We start from the raw sequence: 15379 nt of genomic DNA on the forward strand, positions 1-15379 counted from the left end.
CCGCGCGCAGGCACGGGCGCTTTTTCTTCTTCTCGTGTTTTTACTTCCGATCCTGGATCGGCGCGAACTTCAGGTCTTCGGGGCCCGTGTAGTTGGCGCTGGGCCGGATGATCTTGTTGTCGATGCGTTGCTCGATGATGTGCGCCGCCCAGCCCGAGGTGCGCGCAATGACGAACAGCGGCGTGAACATGGCCGTGGGCACGCCCATCATGTGGTAGCTCACGGCGCTGAACCAGTCGAGGTTGGGGAACATCTGCTTCACCTCCCACATCACGGCCTCGAGCCGCTCGGCGATGTCGAACATCTTGGTTGAGCCGGCCTCCTGCGACAGCGTGCGCGCCACGCCCTTGATGACCACGTTGCGCGGGTCGCTCACGGTGTAGACCGGGTGGCCGAAGCCGATCACGACCTCCTTGGCGGCGACGCGGCGGCGGATGTCGGCCTCGGCCTCGTCGGGTGCGTCGTAGCGCTTCTGGATCTCGAAGGCCACCTCGTTCGCGCCGCCGTGCTTGGGGCCGCGCAGCGCGCCGATGGCACCGGTGATGGCCGAGTACACATCGGAGCCCGTGCCCGCGACCACGCGCGCCGTGAAGGTGGAGGCGTTGAACTCGTGCTCGGCATAGAGGTTGAGCGAGGTGTGCATCGCGCGCTCCCACTGCGCGCCGGGCTTGCGCCCGTGCAGCAGATGCAAGAAGTGCGCGCCGATGGAGTCGTCGTCGGTTTCCACTTCGATGCGCCGGCCCTGCGTGGACCAGTGGTACCAGTACAGCAGCATCGAGCCGAGCGAGGCCATCAGGCGGTCGGCGATGTCGCGCGCGCCGGGCAGGTTGTGGTCTTCCTTCTCGGGCAGCAGGCAGCCCAGCGACGAGACGCCGGTGCGCATCACGTCCATCGGGTGCGCGCTGGCGGGCAGTTGCTCCAGTGCCTCCTTCAGGCTCGCGGGCAGGCCGCGCATGGCCTTGAGCTTGGCCTTGTAGGCGCGCAGCTCGGCGGCCGTGGGCAGCTTGCCGTGCACCAGCAGGTGCGCGATTTCCTCGAACTCGCAGACCTCGGCGATGTCCAGGATGTCGTAGCCGCGGTAGTGCAGGTCGTTGCCGGTGCGGCCCACGGTGCACAGCGCCGTGTTGCCGGCGGTCACGCCCGACAGGGCGACGGATTTCTTGGGCTTGAAGCCGGTGGGGGTGGCGGTGTCGTTCATGCGGGTTCCTTGTCTGTGGGCACGGTGTGCAGGTAGGCGTTGCGCAGGCGCGCGGGACGGCCGCGGCCATCGACGGCCACCATCTCGAACAGGCCTTTCAGCGAAGGGCGGGCTTCGCCGTCGGGCGGCTCGGCCGCGCCGGTGACGCAGACCGTGAGCGAGCTGCGCCCGGCGCGCGTCACCCAGGCCCGCAGGCGCAGCACATGGCCGACGGGCACGGGCGCGAGGAACTGCGCGTCGCCCAGGCTGGCCATCACCACGTCGGACTTCGCGAAGGCGCGCGCGGCGAGGAACGCGGCCTTGGACATCAGCAGCAGGGCGTTGCCGCCGAACAGCGTGCCGTAGTGGTTGGCGTGCTCGGGGAACACGATGTCGGTCAGCTCGATGGCGGCGGATCGGTTTGTCATGCTTCGCAATTTACGCAATCGAACGCCCATAATGAAGGCCTGAATTGGCGAATCATTGCGAATGAAGATGGCTGATTTTGCAAATATTGCGAATATCGCAAAGACCCACGAGGTGACCCGATGAGCAAGACCTTCATGGGCGTGCGCCTGCGCACGCTGCGCGCCGAACGCGGCCTCACGCAGGTGGCGCTGGCCCAGATGCTGGGCCTGTCGCCGAGCTACCTGAACCAGATCGAGCAGAACCAGCGCCCGCTCACCGTGGCCGTGCTGCTGCGCATCAGCAAGACGCTCGGCGTCGACGTGCAGCAGTTCTCCGAAGACGAAGAAGCGCGGCTCGTGGCGCGCATGCGCGAGGCGCTGGCGGACAACCCCGGCGGCGAGGCGGTTGCGCTGCCCGAGCTGCGCGAGGTGGCGTCGCAGATGCCCGCCGTGGCGCGCGCGCTGTTGGCGCTGCACCGCCGCCATCAGGAGGCGCAGGAGCGGCTGGAGCTCATGGCCGCCGAAATCGGCGACGGGCGCGGCGACATCTCGCGCAGCCGGCCCATGCCTTTCGAGGTGGTGCGCGATTTCTTCTTTGCCCACCAGAACCATTTCGACCCGCTCGACACGGCCGCCGAATCGCTCGCCGCCGAGGCCCGTGCGAACGGCGGACCGCTCGCCGAATGGCTCCAGCAGCGGCTTCTTTCGGTCCACGGCGTGCGCGTGGTGCCGGGCGACGAAGGGGAGGGCGCGCTCGACAGCCAGCGCCGCTACGACCCGGCCCGCCGCGTGCTGCGCCTGTCGGCGGGCCTGGAGCCGGGCCAGCAGGCCTTCCAGCTGGCCACGCAGCTGGCGCTGCTGGAGCAGGCCGCGCTGATCGAATCGCTGGTCGTGCAGGCCGATTTCGGCGACGCCCCGGCCCACGCGCTCGCGCGCATCGGGCTGGCCAACTACTTCGCGGCCGCCGTGCTGCTGCCCTACGGTCCGTTCCTGCAGGCGGCCGAGGCGCTGCGCTACGACATCGATTTGCTCGCGCGCCAGTTCGGCGTGGGCTTCGAAACCGTGTGCCACCGCCTGAGCAGCCTGCAGCGCCCGGGCGCGTCGGGCGTGCCCTTCTTCTTCATCCGCGTGGACCGGGCCGGCAACATCTCCAAGCGGCAGTCGGCCACGCACTTCCACTTCTCGAAGACCGGCGGCACCTGTCCGCTGTGGAACGTGTACGAGGCCTTCGCGCAGCCCGGGCGCGTGCTGCCGCAACTGGCACGCATGCCCGACGGCCGCGCCTACCTGTGGATCGCGCGCACCGTGTCGCACGGCCAGCGCGGCTTCGGCTCGCCGAGCAAGACCTTCTCGATCGGCCTGGGCTGCGACATCCGCCACGCCCCGCGCCTGGTCTACGCCAAGGGCCTGGACCTGAAGGACCCCGACGTGCCCACGCCCATCGGCATGGGCTGCAAGGTGTGCGAGCGCGTGGCCTGCCCGCAGCGGGCGTTCCCGTTCATCGGGCGGCCGCTGGATGTGAACGAGAACGAAAGCAGGTTCACGCCCTATGCCGTGGCCGGCGCGTAGGTAGGACCAAGGTACAGCCCGCTCGTCCGATTCCGAAGAGGGTTCGCAGCGACGCGCAGGTTCGCACAGGGCCGTGGCTATGATGGTTGCATCAACAGGGAGTAGAGCCGAATGGCCACAGGTATCCAGAGCGAGGGTCATTCCTCGAGCGTCAGCACGACCGTCTGCTGCGCGTGCGTCCGAACATTGCCGCTGCTGCGCGCGAAGGCCTGACATGTCCGGCCAACCTGTGGAAGACGGGCAGCGCACGGACGTCGATGCCGAAATGTCGCGCTCGTCCTGGGCGTTCTTCTTCTGGATCTCTTTCTTACCGGCGCTGGCGTTGATTCTTGAGCTGTCGGACGACGCGAGCGTCAACGGAAATCTGAATTCGATACCAGCCGCTATTGGCTACCTTGCGGTTTTCGGACTTGCATTCTTGGCAGTCATGTTTCTGGTGGTGTGGATCATCGGGGGATGGACCAGAACACGTGCCGTCAGCATCGCAGGGCTTTTTCTTGGGATACCGCTGGCGATACTGGTGTTTGCCCACTTCGGGAGCCGTTGACATGCCAGGGGGCATGAGCAGCGGCAACCTTCGGAGATGCACGCGGTCGGCAGGGCCCGCATCTGCGGGTGAAGAAATCGGGAGACTGCCTTGGGACATGAAGCACAGCGTGAATGATCTCCAAATCTTGAAACCTCGTCACAACCGTTCTTTGGCAAGCGCCTGCAAGGCCATCGCATCCCTTGGCGTTCTCTTGTGCCTTGCAGGATGCCCGCCGGTCCTGATCCCCTCTGTCTCGCGCGATGCAGAGACCGAGAGGATGGTCGAGATGAAGCTGATGAATCTCGATGCCAATGAGGATCTGCATCTCTTGAAAAAATGCCGGCTGTCCAGCAGGGCAACGGTCGAAGGCTGCAGCGGCCCCCTCGACGTTTCTTTGCTGGTCCGCCCTGTGGGCTGGTCTGTCAGGAAATTTGCCCTGCAAGATCCTTCGAAAATTGCCAAGGTCACAGAGGGCCGTTTCGGGTTCTCGTTGCGATCGCATTTCTCCGGCGTCCATGGTTTTGGCCGGCCGACGATCGCGAAGCACAACGCGCCGGACACCTTCATCGGCTACTTCGTCGACGCCTACGGTTGGACGTCCCTGGTCTGGCTTGGCAAAGACGCCTTGTTTCCCGACGAATCGGATCCGAAGCCATCGTTCCCGGAGCGACAGTTCCTGCATGTGACCCTGCCGAAGAAGAACGCGAACGCATCGCCTGCGTTGGTCCTTCAAGAGGGGGACAAGGTCTGGCTCTTCATGGATGCCGGTGATCAATGTCTGTCCGAGCAGTGCTTCGCAGTCGACGAGGTGCTGCAAGCGCGTGTCGACCCAGTGCCCGAGCGATTCAGGAATCGCCGGTTCGAGCTCTACTTCGCTCGCGACCTGCGGTACGAGGCGAACGAGGTCACCACGAAAAACTTCGACGCAGTCGTCAAAGCGAGAACGGGGACAGGAAGTGGAAGATCGCTTCTGATCGGGCAGCTTCCAAAGCCGAAGGGAGACTTCACATTCGATGAGCGGGTGATTCCGGCGTCGCGTTTCTCTGACGCATCGCCATCGGTCGCTTGCGAATGGGTGTCCTACTCAGCCGGGACGGTGGTGATGCTCACTGCGGAGAACAGTGTGAAGAGCACGATGAAGCTCTCGGGATGTACCGTTCTCGAACCCTACGTCCCATGGACCCTCGAGGCACGCTAGCGCGCCTCGAGGGCTCCTTCCGACAGAGTCAGAGCGAGGAGGGAGGCGTGCCCGACGCCTCGCTCCACCCACCCCCCAGCGCCTTGTAGATCGCCAGCCGGTTCGTCTGCTCCGTGAGCTGCAAACCGATCAGCGTCTGCTGCGCCGCATAGTCGCTGCGTTGCGCGTCCAGCACGTCGAGGTAGTTGGCGGCGCCGCTCTTGAAGAGCGACTGCGAGAGCGCGAAGCTGCGCGAGGTCGCGGCGCGCAGCGAGCGCTGTGCGTCGAGGCGCTCGGCCAGCGTGCGGCGTTCGGCCAGGGCGTCGGCCACTTCGCGGAAGGCGGTCTGCACGGCCTTCTCGTAGGTCGCGACCTGGATCTTCTGCTGCGCCTGCGCCACCTGCAGGTTGGCGCGGTTGGCACCGCCGTCGAAGATCGGCACGCTGATCGACGGCGCGAAGCTCCAGGCCTTGCTGCCGCTGGTGAACAGGCCCGAGAGCGTGCTGCTCGCGGTGCCGGCCGAGGCGGTGAGCGCGATGCGCGGGAAAAAAGCCGCGCGCGCTGCGCCGATGTCGGCGTTGCTCGCGCGCAGCGCGTGCTCGGCGGCGCGCACGTCAGGCCGCTGCTGCAGCACGCTCGACGACAGGCCGGCCGGGGGCACGAGCAGTTGCGCGACGTCGGCGGTCGTGGCGGCGGTCGGCAGCAACTCGGGCGGCGGCGTGGCGCCGACCAGCAGCGCCAGCGCATTGCGGTCCTGTTCGACCTGGCTGTCGAAGGCCGCGGCGTCGGCGCGCGCGGCATCGACGGTGCTCTGCGCCTGCGCCAGCGCCAGGCCCGACTGCGCGCCGAGCGCATGGCTGCGCTGCACCAGCTCGAAGGACTTGCGCTGGCTCTCGAGCGTGCCGCGCGCCAGCTGCAGGCGCTGCTCGTCGGCGGCCAGTTGCAGCCACGCCGTGGCGACGGAGGCCACGAGGCTGATCTGCGTGCTGCGCTGCGTCTCCTCGGTCTGGAAGTAGCCCTGCAGCGCCGATTCGCCGAGGTTGCGCACGCGCCCGAACAGGTCGAGCTCGTAGGCCGTCATGCCGAGGTTGGCGCTGTACTGCGAGGCGATGCGCGATTCGCCGCTGGTCGACAGGCTGCCCGGCGTGCGCGAGCGCGTGCCGGCGGCGCCTGCGTTGACGGTGGGGAACAGGTCGGCCCGCGCGATGCCGTACTGGGCGCGCGCACGCTCGATGTTGAGCGCCGCCACGCGCAGGTCGCGGTTGTTGGCGAGCGCGAGTTCGATCACGCCCTGCAGCTGCTTGTCGACGAAGAAGTCGCGCCAGCCGATGTCCAGGGGTGTGGTCGTCGTGACGCCGCCCGAGGGCAGGGCCGATGGCACGGGCGAGGCGGGCGTTTCGTAGGCGGGCGCGAGGTTGACGCAGCCCGCGAGCACGACCGAGGCCAGGGCGGCGCAGGCCAGTGCGCGCAGGGGAAGGCGGGGCAGGGTGGTGCGCTTCATCACTGGGCTCCCTGTTCCGCGGGCAAGGCATCCGGCGGTGTGTCGGCCGGCTTGCGGCGGCCTTCCAGCCAGCCGCGGATCATCGCGAAGAACAGCGGCACGAAGAAGATGCCCAGCGCCGTGCCGACCACCATGCCGCCCAGCACCGCGGTGCCGATCGATTGGCGGCCGCCCGCGCCCGCGCCGGTGCCGATGGCCAGCGGCAGCACGCCGAAGCCGAAGGCCAGCGAGGTCATGAGGATGGGGCGCAGCCGCAGTCGCACGGCCTCCAGCGTCGCCTCGATCACGCCCTTGCCCTGCTCTTGCAGCTGCTTGGCGAACTCCACGATCAGGATCGCGTTCTTCGACGACAGCCCCACCGTGGTCAGCAGGCCGACCTGGAAGTACACGTCGTTGCTCAGGCCGCGCAGGCTGGTGAACAGCAGCGCGCCCACGATGCCCAGCGGCACCACCAGGATCACCGAGAACGGCACCGACCAGCTTTCGTACAGGGCCGCAAGACACAGGAACACGAACAGGATCGAGATGGCATAGAGCACCGGTGCCTGCGCACCCGACAGGCGCTCCTGGAACGAGGCGCCGGTCCATTCGTAGCCGATGCCGGCGGGCATCTGCTTCATCACTTCGTCGACGGCGGCCATGGCGTCGCCCGAGCTCACGCCCGGTGCGGCATCGCCGACGAACTCGTAGCTGGGGCTGCCGTTGTAGCGCTGCAGCTGCGGCGAGCCGTAGGTCCAGCGCGAGCTGGAGAAGGCCGGGAACGGCACCATCTGGCCCAGGCTGTTGCGCACGCTCCAGCGGTCGATGTCGGTGGGCAGCATGCGAAAGGCCGTGTCGCCCTGCATGTACACGCGCTTGACGCGGCCGTTGTCCAGGAAGTCGTTGATGTAGGTGCCGCCCATCGCGCTCGACAGGGTGCTGTCGATGTCGGACGTGGCCAGGCTGGCCGCGCCGGCGCGCGCGTCGTCGATGTCCACCGCGAACTGCGGCGTGTCGTCCAGGTTGTTGCTGCGCACGTTCGCCACCTCGGGGCGCTTGGAGAGCAGGTCGATGAGCTGGTCGCGCGCCTTCACCAGTGCGTCGTGGCCCAGCCCGTTGATGTCCTTCAGGTGGAAGTTGAAGCCCGCGTTGGCGCCGAGCCCGCGCACCGCGGGCGGCAGCAGCACGAAGATGCGCGCGTCGCGAATCGTCGAGAGCTCCTTGTTGGCGCGCCGCGCGAGTTCGGCGGCCGACTGGCCGGCGCCTTCGCGCTCGGCCCAGTCTTTCAGCTTCACGAAGGCGCGCGCCGAACTCTGGTCGCCGTTCTGCCCGGTGATCACGTTCACGCTCACCACCTCGGGCTGCTTCGTGAAGTAGTCCTGCATCTGCGTGACCACCGGCTGCAGGCGCGCGTCGGACGCGCCCGGCGGCAGCGTCACCTGAACCTGCAGGAAGGCCTGGTCTTCATCGGGCAGGAAGGAGGTGGGCAGGCGCATGAACAGCAGCGCCATCACGGCCGCGATCAGCAGGTACACCACGAGGCTGCGCTTGCCGCGCCGCACGATGCCTCCGACGATGCCCTGGTAGCGGTCGGCGCCCTGGTCGAAGCGGCGGTTGAAGCCCGCGAAGAAGCGGTCGACCGCGCCCAGCACGCCCTTGCGCGGGGCCGCGTGGCCGCCCTTGGCGACGGGCTTGAGCAGCGTGGCGCACAGCGCCGGCGTGAGCGTGAGCGCCACGAACACCGACAGCGCCATGGCCGAGACGATGGTGATCGAGAACTGGCGGTAGATCACGCCGGTCGAGCCGCCGAAGAAAGCCATCGGGATGAACACCGCCGACAGCACCAGCGCGATGCCCACCAGCGCGGGCGTGATCTCGGCCATCGACTTGCGCGTGGCCTCCTTGGGCGAGAGGCCCTCTTCGTGCATCACGCGCTCGACGTTCTCCACCACCACGATGGCGTCGTCCACCAGAAGGCCGATGGCCAGCACCATGCCGAACATGGTGAGCGTGTTGATCGAGTAGCCCGCCACGGAGAGCACGCCGAAGGTGCCCAGCAGCACCACCGGCACGGCAATGGCCGGGATCAGCGTGGCGCGGAAGTTCTGCAAAAAGATGTACATCACCAGCACGACCAGCACCATGGCCTCGGCCAGCGCCTTCACCACCTCGTCGATCGACGCGCTCACGAAGGGCGTGGTGTCGTAGCTGACGAAGGTCTGCATCTGGTTGGGAAAGAGCGGCTGCAGCTCGGCCACCTTGGCCTTCACGGCCTCGGCCACCTGCACTGCGTTGGCGCCGTCGGCCAGCACGATGCCCATGCCGGCGCCCGGACGACCGCCCAGCACCGAGCGCACCGTGAGGTTCTCGGCGCCCAGCTCGACACGGGCCACGTCGCGCAGGCGCACCACGGCGCCGTCGGGCGTGGCGCGCAGCACCACGTTCTCGAACTCCTCGACCGTCTTCAGCTTGCTGCGCGCCGTGATGGTGGCGTTGAGCTGCTGCTGCGCGCCGGCCGGCAGCGCGCCGAGCTGGCCGGCCGAGACCTGCGCGTTCTGCGCGGTGATGGCGCTGCCCACGTCGGAGGGCATGAGCGCGTACTTGCGCAGCTTGTCGGGGTCCAGCCACAGGCGCATGGCGTAGCCGGTGCCCAGCGTCTGCACCTCGCCCACGCCGTCGACGCGGCTGATGACGTCGACCAGGTTGCTGCTGATGTAGTCGCCCACGTCCACCGCCGAGGCACTGCCGTCGCCGGAGAACATCGAGACGATCAGCAGGAAGTCGTTGCCGCCCTTGGTCACGGTGACGCCGCGGCTTTGCACCTGCTGCGGCAGGCGCGACATGGCCTGCTGCAGCTTGTTCTGCACCTGCATCTGGGCCACGTCGATGTTGGTGCCCGCGTTGAAGGTGAGCGACAGGCGCGCCACGCCCGACGAGTTGCTGGTCGACTGCATGTACAGCAGGTTGTCCAGCCCCTTCATCTGCTGCTCGATGACCTGGGTGACGGAGTCTTCGACCGTCTTGGCCGAAGCGCCGGTGTAGGTGGCGTTGATGGACACGCGCGGCGGCGCGATGTCGGGGTACTGCTCCAGCGGCAGCGTGCGGATGGCCATCAGGCCGGCGAGCATGACGACGATGGAAAGCACCCACGCGAAGATGGGGCGGTCGATGAAGAACTGGGCCATGGCGGGGCCTCAGCGCGCGACGGTGGCGGAAGCAGCGTCGGGCGTGGCGCTCGCCACGGCGGCACCCGCCGGCCTGGCGCCCAGGTCGACCGTGCGCACCTTGTCGCCCACCTTCACGCGCTGCGAGCCTTCCATGAGCACGCGGTCGCCCGCGGCCAGGCCGTCGATCACCTGCCAGCGCGTGCCGATGGCGCGGCCGATGCGGATGGGGCGCTTCTGAACCTTGTCCTCGGCATCGATCACCAGCGTGGAGGCGCTGCCGTCGGGCGCGCGCGTGACGGCCTGCTGCGGCACCAGCAGCGCGGCGTCGTTCACGCCTTCCTGCAGCACGGCGCGCACGTACATGCCGGGCATCAGCAGCTTGTCGGGGTTGGGCACCACGGCGCGCAGCGTGACGCTGCCGGTGCCGGCATCGACCGTCACGCCGCTGAAGGTGAGGCGCCCGGCGTGCGGGTAGGGGCTGCCGTCTTCCAGCAGCAGCTGGATGCGCGCCTCGGCGTCGCTGGCGCGCTGCAGCCGGCCGCTGGCCAGTTCGCGCTTCAGGCGCAGCAGCTCGCTGCTGGACTGCGTGACGTGCACGTGGATCGGGTCGAGCTGCTGCACGGTGGTCATGGCCGCCGCCTGGTTGGCTGTGACCAGCGCACCCGGCGTGACCGTGGACAGCTCGGCCCAGCCGGTGATGGGCGAGGTGATGCGCGTGTAGCCCAGCTGGATGCGCGCGGTCTGCTCGGCGGCGCGGGCCACGCCGAGGTCGGCCTCGGCCTGCTGCTCGGCGGCCTGGGTCTCGTCGAACACCTGGCGGCTGATGGCGTCGATCTTCACCAGCTCGGCATTGCGCTTGGCGACCGTGCGCGCCGTGGCCAGGGCCGACTCGGCCTTGCGCACGCTGGCCTGCGCGCTGGCGTGGGCCGCCTGCAGCGAGGCGGGGTCGAGCTGGTAGAGCACCTGGCCGGCCTTGACCTGCGAGCCTTCGGTGAAGAGCCGCTCCTTGAGGATGCCGCCGACCTGCGGGCGGATCTCGGCGATCACCGGGGCCGCGGTGCGACCGGGCAGCTCGGTGCTCAGGGCCAGCACCTCGGACTTGAGCGTGACGATGCCGACTTCTTTCGCGGGGGCGTTGGCCGCCTTGGCCGCGCCGGGGGCCTCCACATTGGTGCGCGAGCACCCCGCGAGGGCGGCGGCGATGCACAGGGCCGTGAGGAGCGGGGCGGAGCGGGAGGCAAAGTGGACGGGCATGGACAGGCAGAAGTAACGAAAGCCAAAGATGGAGCGGGCTCGCGCCGTCGAGTTCAATGCCGCGGCGCGGGGGCGGCGAACTTTACAGAGCGGAAACCGTGCCATGTCCCGAGGGGACGGGCGGGTGGCGTCGAGTGTGCGGCCCCACAGTTAAGCGGGTGTGAAGCGGGGCATTGCCCGCATGAAAAACCCGCCTGAAGCGCTCTCTATGGTTTCTTCTTCGCCTGCGCGACCAGGAAATCGACCAGCAGCTGCAGCGGCCCGACCGCGTTGTCGGTGCGGTAGAGGATGCCCAGCGGCGCGATGGGCGCGTTCATGCGCAGCGGCAGCTCGGCCACGGCCGCGCGGTCGAGCTGGTCGAGCACCGTGCGCGGCACCGGCACCACCACGTCGGGCTGCGAGAGCAGGGCGCGCACCAGGTGCGGCGTGAGCACCTGGATGGCATGCGGGCGCGGCACGATCCGCTCGGCGGCCCAGGCGGCCTCCATCACCTGGCGCACCGCGAAGTGCGCGGGTGGCAGCACCCAGCGCGAATCGGCGAGGTCGCGCAGCCGCAGGCGCTTGCGTTGCACGGCCGGGTGGCCGATGCCGGCGATGACCACCACCTCGTCGCTGCGCAGCGGCACGAAGCGGTGGGCGTCGGGCACGCGCGCCGGCTGGCGCAGCAGCACGGCGTCGAAGGCGCCCGCGCGCAGGCCGATCGTGAGCCGCTCGATGTTGCCTTCCTCGATGAACAGGCGCAGCTTGGGGTGCTTGGCATGCAGCAGGTTCAGCGCGGGCTGCAGCACGCTGGCGATGGCCGCCTCGATGGCGCCGATGCGCAGCGCGCGCGTCTCCTGCGCGGCCAGCGCCGCGAGGCCGTCGCTGGCCACCTGCATGGCGTCGATCACCATGCGCGCGTGCAGCGCCAGCAGGCGCCCGGCCTCGGTGATGCGCATGCCGCGCGCGTGGCGCTCGAACAGCGGCGTGTCGAGCAGGCCCTCGACCTCCTGCAGCATCTGCGTGGCCGCCGGCTGGCTGATGTGGATCGCCTCGGCCGCGCGGCGCAGGTGCGAGTGCGCGGCCAGCGCGTCGATGAGCTTCAGGTGCCGCAGGCGCAGGCGCGCGAGCAGCCGCTCGTGCAGCACGGAGGAGGGCGTAGGTGTGTCGGCAGCCATCGATAGGCAATCATTATCAGTCGATGCAAAAGCGATTGGACGCCAATCGGTGGCCTTCCTACGCTCATGGGGTCGGGCGGCAGACAAGGGCGCATCGGCTGCCGGCCCGACGGGCCGTGCGGACGAAGGGCTCCCGCCCGGCGGGTCCTTCCCTTCCTTGCTTTTCTCACAACACATCACCATGTCCCACCGATTCCGTCCGGCCACGCGCCTGTGCCTGCCCATCGTCCTTGCCGTCTCGTCCCTGTGCGCCTCGGCGCAAGAGGCGCCTGCTGCGGCCACGCCGCCCGCGCCGGCCGCCGCCGTGCCGCTGTACCCGCTGATCGCCGAGCGCTCCAAGGCCATCGAGCAGAAGGTGATCGACTGGCGCCGCGACATCCACCAGCATCCCGAGCTGGGCAACCAGGAAAAGCGCACCGCCGCGCTGGTCGCGGCCCACCTGAAGGCGCTGGGCTACGAGGTGCGCGAAGGCGTGGCCGTGACCGGCGTGGTCGCCACGCTGCGCGGCGGCAAGCCCGGCCCGGTGGTGGCGCTGCGCGCCGACATGGACGCGCTGCCCGTGAAGGAACAGGTCGACGTACCCTTTGCTTCCAAGGCGCGTGCCCAGTGGGGCTTTGCGACGGTCGACGTGATGCACGCCTGCGGGCACGACGGCCACGTGGCGATCCTCATGGGCGTGGCCGAGGTGCTGGCCTCGATGAAGGCGCAGTTGCCGGGCACCGTGAAGCTGATCTTCCAGCCGGCCGAAGAGAAGCTGCCCAATGCCGAGATCGGCGGCGCGCGCCGCATGCTGGCCGAAGGCGCCTTCGACGCGCCCAAGCCCGACGCGGTGTTCGGCCTGCACCTGGTCTCGGCGCTGAACACCGGGCAGATCGGCTACAAGCCCGGCCCCATCACCGCGAGCTCGGACACCTTCAAGGTCAGCGTGAAGGGCCGCCAGACGCACGGCTCGCAGCCCTGGAGCGGGGTCGACCCGATCGTGCTGGGCTCGCAGATCGTGCTGGGCTTCCAGACCATCGCGAGCCGCCAGGTCAACGTGACCAAGGAGCCCTCGGTGCTCAGCGTGGGCACCTTCAACGCGGGCACGCGCTACAACATCATTCCCGACTCGGTGGAGATGAGCGGCACGCTGCGCACCTACGACGACGAGATGCGCCAGTTCATCATCCAGCGCATGGGCGAGACCGCCTCGCACATCGCGCAAAGCGGCGGCGGCACGGCCGAGGTCCGCGTCGAGGCCGACGGCTACGCCCCCACCGTGAACGACCCGGCCCTGACCGCGAAGATGGTGCCCAGCCTGCAGCGCGTGCCCGGCGCCACGCCGATCGTGATCCCGAAGGGCACCGGCGGCGAAGACTTCTCGTTCTTCGCGCAGAAGGCGCCCGGCCTGTTCGTGATGATCGGCGCCACGCCGGCCGGCCGCGATGCGAACAAGGCCGAGCCCAACCACTCGCCGCGCTTCTTCGTCGACGAGGCCAGCCTGCTGGTGGGCGTGCGCACGCTGACGCAGCTCACGGTGGACTACATGGCGGGCGCGCAGCAGCGCTGAACCGCGCCGGCTACAGGCTGGCGGTGATCCCGCCGTCCACGTACAGGATGTGGCCGTTGACGAAGCTCGAGGCGTCGCTGGCCAGGAAGATGGCCGCGCCGCCGAGCTCCTCAACCTCGCCCCAGCGCCCGGCCGGCGTGCGGCCCGAGAGCCAGCCGGTGAAGGCCTCGTCGGCCACCAGCGCCTGCGTCAGCTCGGTCTTGAAATAGCCGGGCCCCAGGCCGTTGACCTGGATGCCGTATGGGCCCAGGTCGATGGCCATGCCCTTGGTCAGCATCTTCACGGCGCCCTTGGTGGCGGCGTAGGGCGCGATGCCGGGGCGGCCCAGTTCGCTTTGCACCGAGCACACGTTGATGATCTTGCCGCGCCGGCGCTCGATCATGCGTTGCGCCACGAAGCGGCCCACGAGGAACACGCTGTCGAGGTTGGTGGTGGTGATCCGGTGCCAGGCGTCGATCGGGAATTCGGCGAAGGGCCCGCGGTGCTGCATGCCGGCGTTGTTGACGAGGATGTCGATGGCGCCGATGTCGGCTTCCACTGCCGCCACGCCGGCTTCCACGGCCGCAGCGTCGGTCACGTCGAAGGCCGCCGCCTCGGCCGTCAGGCCCTTGGCGCGCAGTGCGTCGCGGGCCGCCGCCAGCGGGGCGGCGCTGCGCGCGTTGAGCACCACGCGCGCGCCGGCCGTGGCCAGCGCCTCGGCCAGCGCGTAGCCGATGCCCTTGCTGGCGCCGGTGACGAGGGCGGTGCGGCCCGAAAGATCGAACAGTTTCATCCAGCGCAGCTCCTGCAGGCGGGCCCCTGCCGGGCCCGGTGGATCGGTGTGTGACAGCGTGAATAAGTTACCGGTATCTATTTGTCGCGTCAACCGGGCGAATCCGGTCTTGCGGCCCTGCCGGGCGGGTGGATAGAGTTACCGGTATCCACCGTTCCATCCCTTTGCAGGAGACCCGCTTGACCGCCGACGCGACACCCCCTCACGTGCTCATGACGGGCGCGTACCCCGACTGGGACATGGCGCCGATGCAGGCGGCCTACACGCTGCACCGCCTCTGGGAGGCGCCCGACCGCGCCGCCTTTCTTGCCGCCCACGGGCCGCAGGTCCGCGCCATTGCCACGCGCGGCGACCTGGGCGCGAGCGGCGAGCTGATCGCCGCGCTGCCCAACCTCGAGCTGGTCGCCTGCTACGGCGTGGGCACCGATGCCGTCGACTTCGCCGCCTGCCGGGCGCGCGGCATCCAGGTGAGCAACACGCCCGACGTGCTCAATGGCGACGTGGCCGACCTCGCCGTGGGCCTGGCGATGGCGCTGCAGCGGCGCGTGCCCGCGGCCGACCTGTTCGTGCGCGGCGGCGCCTGGGTGCAGGGCGCGATGCCGCTGGCCACGCGCTTCTTCGGCCAGCGCGTGGGCATCGCCGGCTTCGGGCGCATCGGCCGCACCATCGCGCAGCGGCTGTCGGGTTTCGAGATGGCGCTGGGCTACTTCACCCGCACGCCGCAGCCGGACAGCCCGCACCGCCACTTCGCCAGCTTGGCGGCCATGGCCGACTGGTGCGATGTGCTGATCGTCATCCTGCCCGGCGGCGAGGCCACGCGCGGCATCGTCGATGCGCAGGTGCTGCAGGCGCTCGGGCCGCGGGGCTGGCTGGTGAATGTGTCGCGCGGCTCCACCGTGGACGAGGGCGCGCTGCTCGACGCGCTGGAGCGCAAGGCCATCGCCGGCGCCGCGCTCGACGTGTTCCTGAACGAGCCGCGCATCGACCCGCGCTTTGCGCTGCTCGACAACGTGGTGCTGCACCCGCACAACGGCAGCGGCACCGAGCAGACCCGCCGCGCCATGGGCGAGCTGGTGCGCCGCAACCTCGAGGCCCACTTCGCGGGCCGCCCCCTCGTCACACCCGTGGCCTGAAAGGAAAG

Annotated in this window: 12 protein-coding genes; 5 read left to right on the top strand and 7 right to left on the bottom strand. The window is 69.1% G+C overall.

From position 1 onward, the window contains the following. Positions 1-40 precede the first annotated feature (40 nt). Complete coding sequence (prpC, locus tag AC07OH_RS14845) at positions 41-1198, bottom strand: bifunctional 2-methylcitrate synthase/citrate synthase (RefSeq protein ID WP_495301172.1); 1158 nt, start codon at positions 1196-1198, stop codon at positions 41-43. Next, a complete protein-coding gene (locus tag AC07OH_RS14850) occupies positions 1195-1605 on the bottom strand; it encodes an acyl-CoA thioesterase (protein ID WP_369631784.1) in 411 nt (136 codons plus the stop codon). The genes prpC and AC07OH_RS14850 overlap by 4 nt, the downstream gene beginning before the upstream one ends. A gap of 120 nt (positions 1606-1725) precedes the next feature. Here AC07OH_RS14850 and AC07OH_RS14855 point away from each other — a divergent pair, with 120 nt between their 5' ends. The 3 genes from AC07OH_RS14855 to AC07OH_RS14865 all read left to right on the top strand — a co-directional run bounded on the left by AC07OH_RS14855 (position 1726) and on the right by AC07OH_RS14865 (position 4880). Then, positions 1726-3153, top strand: a complete 1428-nt coding sequence (locus AC07OH_RS14855; protein WP_495301173.1) for a short-chain fatty acyl-CoA regulator family protein — start codon at positions 1726-1728, stop codon at positions 3151-3153. 214 nt (positions 3154-3367) lie between these two features. Continuing rightward, positions 3368-3700 (top strand): hypothetical protein, encoded by a 333-nt coding sequence (locus AC07OH_RS14860; protein ID WP_495301174.1) that lies wholly within the window; start codon positions 3368-3370, stop codon positions 3698-3700. A gap of 97 nt (positions 3701-3797) precedes the next feature. After that, positions 3798-4880, top strand: a complete 1083-nt coding sequence (locus tag AC07OH_RS14865) for a hypothetical protein (protein ID WP_495301175.1) — start codon at positions 3798-3800, stop codon at positions 4878-4880. Between the two features lie 28 nt (positions 4881-4908). Here AC07OH_RS14865 and AC07OH_RS14870 read toward each other — a convergent pair whose 3' ends face one another. The 4 genes from AC07OH_RS14870 to AC07OH_RS14885 form a co-directional block, all read right to left on the bottom strand. Further along, positions 4909-6360, bottom strand: coding sequence for an efflux transporter outer membrane subunit (locus AC07OH_RS14870; protein WP_495301176.1), 1452 nt, complete (start codon positions 6358-6360; stop codon positions 4909-4911). Further along, the gene (locus AC07OH_RS14875; protein WP_159278060.1) at positions 6360-9524 is read right to left on the bottom strand and encodes an efflux RND transporter permease subunit; all 3165 of its coding nucleotides are present in this window, start codon (positions 9522-9524) and stop codon (positions 6360-6362) included. Before AC07OH_RS14875 ends, AC07OH_RS14870 begins: the two co-directional genes overlap by 1 nt. A 9-nt stretch (positions 9525-9533) precedes the next feature. After that, a complete protein-coding gene (locus tag AC07OH_RS14880) occupies positions 9534-10760 on the bottom strand; it encodes an efflux RND transporter periplasmic adaptor subunit (RefSeq protein WP_495301177.1) in 1227 nt (408 codons plus the stop codon). 206 nt (positions 10761-10966) lie between these two features. Then, on the bottom strand, positions 10967-11917 hold the full coding sequence (locus AC07OH_RS14885) for a LysR substrate-binding domain-containing protein (protein ID WP_495301178.1): 951 nt from the start codon (positions 11915-11917) through the stop codon (positions 10967-10969). A gap of 181 nt (positions 11918-12098) precedes the next feature. Between AC07OH_RS14885 and AC07OH_RS14890 the strand changes: the two genes are divergently transcribed. Further along, positions 12099-13466, top strand: coding sequence for an amidohydrolase (locus tag AC07OH_RS14890; protein WP_495301179.1), 1368 nt, complete (start codon positions 12099-12101; stop codon positions 13464-13466). Positions 13467-13476: 10 nt separating this feature from the next. Here the strand turns inward: AC07OH_RS14890 and AC07OH_RS14895 are convergent, their stop codons facing one another. Beyond that, entirely contained in the window at positions 13477-14238 is a 762-nt protein-coding gene (locus AC07OH_RS14895; RefSeq protein WP_495301180.1) for a glucose 1-dehydrogenase, read from the bottom strand. Positions 14239-14417: 179 nt separating this feature from the next. Between AC07OH_RS14895 and AC07OH_RS14900 the strand changes: the two genes are divergently transcribed. Beyond that, entirely contained in the window at positions 14418-15371 is a 954-nt protein-coding gene (locus AC07OH_RS14900) for a 2-hydroxyacid dehydrogenase (protein ID WP_495301181.1), read from the top strand. The last annotated feature ends 8 nt before the right edge of the window (positions 15372-15379 follow it).

Source organism: Variovorax sp. GW821-FHT10C12 (genome assembly GCF_059415405.1).

Bases quoted from the DNA above. Each gene is read 5' to 3' on its own strand.
- prpC (WP_495301172.1), bottom strand. From the start codon at position 1,198: ATGAACGACACCGCCACCCCCACCGGCTTCAAGCCCAAGAAATCCGTC.
- AC07OH_RS14875 (WP_159278060.1), bottom strand. From the start codon at position 9,524: ATGGCCCAGTTCTTCATCGACCGCCCCATCTTCGCGTGGGTGCTTTCC.
- AC07OH_RS14860 (WP_495301174.1), top strand. From the start codon at position 3,368: ATGTCCGGCCAACCTGTGGAAGACGGGCAGCGCACGGACGTCGATGCC.
- AC07OH_RS14890 (WP_495301179.1), top strand. From the start codon at position 12,099: ATGTCCCACCGATTCCGTCCGGCCACGCGCCTGTGCCTGCCCATCGTC.
- AC07OH_RS14865 (WP_495301175.1), top strand. From the start codon at position 3,798: ATGAAGCACAGCGTGAATGATCTCCAAATCTTGAAACCTCGTCACAAC.
- AC07OH_RS14895 (WP_495301180.1), bottom strand. From the start codon at position 14,238: ATGAAACTGTTCGATCTTTCGGGCCGCACCGCCCTCGTCACCGGCGCC.
- AC07OH_RS14885 (WP_495301178.1), bottom strand. From the start codon at position 11,917: ATGGCTGCCGACACACCTACGCCCTCCTCCGTGCTGCACGAGCGGCTG.
- AC07OH_RS14880 (WP_495301177.1), bottom strand. From the start codon at position 10,760: ATGCCCGTCCACTTTGCCTCCCGCTCCGCCCCGCTCCTCACGGCCCTG.
- AC07OH_RS14850 (WP_369631784.1), bottom strand. From the start codon at position 1,605: ATGACAAACCGATCCGCCGCCATCGAGCTGACCGACATCGTGTTCCCC.
- AC07OH_RS14870 (WP_495301176.1), bottom strand. From the start codon at position 6,360: ATGAAGCGCACCACCCTGCCCCGCCTTCCCCTGCGCGCACTGGCCTGC.
- AC07OH_RS14855 (WP_495301173.1), top strand. From the start codon at position 1,726: ATGAGCAAGACCTTCATGGGCGTGCGCCTGCGCACGCTGCGCGCCGAA.